The following is a 2,584-nucleotide window of genomic DNA, read 5'->3' as shown; positions in this document are numbered from 1 at the left end:
TCAGCACCGCATAGGCTTCGCCGAGCTCCTTGAAGCGCGCCTCGGCGTCGGCGTCCTTGCTGACGTCCGGATGGTACTTGCGCGCCAGCTTGCGATAGGCGTGCTTGACCTCGTCCTGCGTGGCGCTGCGCGGCACGCCGAGAATCTCGTAGTAGTCCTTGAATTTCATGATGCGGGGCTCGCCGTTCCGATCCGCAAACCTTGCGGGCTAGGCAATACCTAAAGATTGTGCCCCTTGCGGCGGACTAAGAAAAGCCCTTCATGCTATCCGGCTGCCCAGCAGGGCGTGGCGATCCCCTCGCCGAGGTCGGCCTCGACCAGGCGGCGGCGCACTTCGAGCAGTTGCGCGATCAGCGCCGGCTCGGCGCGTCCGTAAGCCTCGGCATCGGGCTTGCGATTGACCACCACGCCGAGCAGTTCGGTGATCGCGTTGCCGATCGAATTCTGGCTGATGGTGACGATCAGGCGGCCCTCGTCGTTGCGGTAGATCAGCTGCTTGAAGGCCGGCTGCCAGCGGATCGCGTTGGCATACTTGGCGTCGACGATGCAGCGGTCGCGCACCATCTTCGCCGTCTTGAGGAAATCGTTGTTGAACTGCAGCCGGTTTTCGACCAGGTCGGGAAAATTGATGTCGCGCGGCATGCTCGCGTTGCGCGTCGAGACCTGGCTGAAGAAGCTGCGATAGAAATCGATGAAGCCCTTGAGCAGGGTGTCGTATTCCTTCCAGAAGCGCACCTCCTTCAGCGCCGCCGCGCCGCCCCGGATCTCCCAGCTCGGCAGGCCCTGCGGGTAGCCGGTCAGCGCGATGCGGCTGGCGCCCTCCGCGCACGGCCGCAGGATCTGCAGGTCGAGCCCCTCGAAGAAGGCGCGATAGACCTCGTGCATGTAGGCTTGGAACAGCGAGTGCTGGCCGCCGTCGGTCAGGTTCGGATTGGCGGCGTCGGCCAGCGGCGCGGCGCGCAATTCGGCCTGGTCGAAGACGATGAAATGGTTGTGCAGCATGCGGATGCTCGGCACGCCGGGCGAGGTCAGCGGCCAGGTGGCGTCGAGGCTGGCCTCGCCGGCCAGCACCAGATGCCGCGCCGGATCGGGATAGCGCTCCAGCATGTAGTCGATGACGATCTGGTTCATGCGGTTCCAGACGTTCTTCACCGGCTCCGGCAACTGCGTGCGGCGCACCGGTCGGCCGAGCGGATCGAGGATGCTCTGCGAGGTGTTATAGATGATCGAGGCGTCGAACTCGTTGCTGTGGCCGAGCGCCTTGCGATAAAGCAGCAGGCCCTCGGGATTCTGCAGCAGGCCGTTGTTGTGCACCAGATCCTTGAGGTTCTCGGCGCTGTTGAAGAACTCGTTGGGCTTCATCCCCTCCGGCACATCGAGCGGGATGGGGCGGAAGGCGGTGACGATCTCGCGCGGGCCGGTCGCCACGCGCGCCGGCACGGTTCGCCGCGATGGGACTGCTGCTCTTGCGCTGACTCCGGCCGCCACGTCCGTCTCCCCAAGATTTGTGCGGGGGAGAATAGACGGACGGCGCTTGCCTGACCAATCAGCTTTGATTAAGACGCCATCAATTTCCTGTACCCGGCCGGCTCAGCCCTTGCGGCGCGACTCGACGACGCCCATACTCGGCGCCAGTTCGCCTTTCCCTGCCGCCAAAACCTCGCGGCGCTGCTCGCAGCGCCGCAGCACTTCCCGCTGCTGCTCGTCGGTATAGGCAACCCACCAGTCGCGCTCTTCCTGCGTGCGGCGGCAGCCGCGGCACAGCTGCGTTGCCGCGTCGATTTCGCAAACCTTGACGCAGGGCGAGCGGACCGGCATCGGCGTGGCGAAACGCGATCCGGAATTCATGCAAGGGCCTTTCCTTCTGATAATCTCGCCAATCTAGCGCATTTCACCGGACCGGACTGAACGTCATGAAAGCACTCCGTATTTTCGGCATCGTCGCAGGGGTCGTGCTTGCCCTGCTCGCGGGTGCAGTCGGCCTGCTCTACGCGCTGTTCGACGGCGAAAAACTCAAGGGCGAGGCGAGCCGCGTCGTGCTCGAGCAGACGCAGCGCAAACTCGACATTCCCGGCAAGCTCGAACTTTCGCTCTGGCCCGACGTCGGTATCAGGCTCGGCCGCCTGACGCTGTCGGAACCGGGTGGCAAGGAGGAATTCCTCGCGCTCGACTCGGCGCGCGTCGCCGTGGCCGTGATGCCGCTGCTGTCGAAGCAGGTGCAGGTGCAACGCGTCGAGGTCGCCGGCTTCAAGGCGACGCTGGTGAAGCACAAGGACGGCACGCTGAACATCGCCGACCTGTCGGGCGCCAAGGCCGGCAAGCAGGAAGTCGGCGCCGGCAAGACGCCGGGCGCGCCGCTGAAGATCGACGTCGCCGGCATCAGGATAGCGAACGCGCAGCTCACCTGGCGTGACGAGAAGAGCGGCAGCACCACGGCCTTGTCCGATCTCGATTTCGCCACCGGGCGCGTGCAGGCCGACAGCGCCGCGCAAACCCTGGCGATCGACGCCTTGTCGCTCGCGGCGAAAGGCAAGAGCGGAACCGATGCCTTCGAGGTGAAGCTCGAAGCGCCGAGGCTCGCGCT

The 2,584-nt window shown here is 65.2% G+C and carries 4 protein-coding genes; 1 reads left to right on the top strand and 3 read right to left on the bottom strand.

Annotated features, from left to right (window positions below; genetic code table 11):
- The 3 genes from WC493_RS23590 to WC493_RS23580 all read right to left on the bottom strand — a co-directional run.
- A partial coding sequence (locus WC493_RS23590) for a DnaJ domain-containing protein (RefSeq protein WP_373069158.1) occupies positions 1 to 169 on the bottom strand: 169 nt, incomplete at its 3' end.
- Between the two features lie 95 nt (positions 170 to 264).
- On the bottom strand, positions 265 to 1,440 hold the full coding sequence (locus WC493_RS23585) for a hypothetical protein (RefSeq protein ID WP_373069156.1): 1,176 nt from the start codon (positions 1,438 to 1,440) through the stop codon (positions 265 to 267).
- A 150-nt stretch (positions 1,441 to 1,590) separates the two neighbouring features.
- Positions 1,591 to 1,848 (bottom strand): DUF1289 domain-containing protein, encoded by a 258-nt coding sequence (locus tag WC493_RS23580; RefSeq protein WP_373069154.1) that lies wholly within the window; start codon positions 1,846 to 1,848, stop codon positions 1,591 to 1,593.
- 65 nt (positions 1,849 to 1,913) lie between these two features.
- Between WC493_RS23580 and WC493_RS23575 the strand changes: the two genes are divergently transcribed.
- Positions 1,914 to 2,584: AsmA family protein (locus WC493_RS23575; protein WP_373069152.1), on the top strand; the 671-nt coding region annotated here is incomplete at its 3' end.

Origin of the sequence: Zavarzinia sp., assembly GCF_041650655.1 — a bacterium.
GTDB lineage: Bacteria > Pseudomonadota > Alphaproteobacteria > Zavarziniales > Zavarziniaceae > Zavarzinia.
The sequence above is the reverse complement of the archived record's forward strand: the minus strand, read 5'-3'. Positions and strand labels throughout refer to the sequence as shown.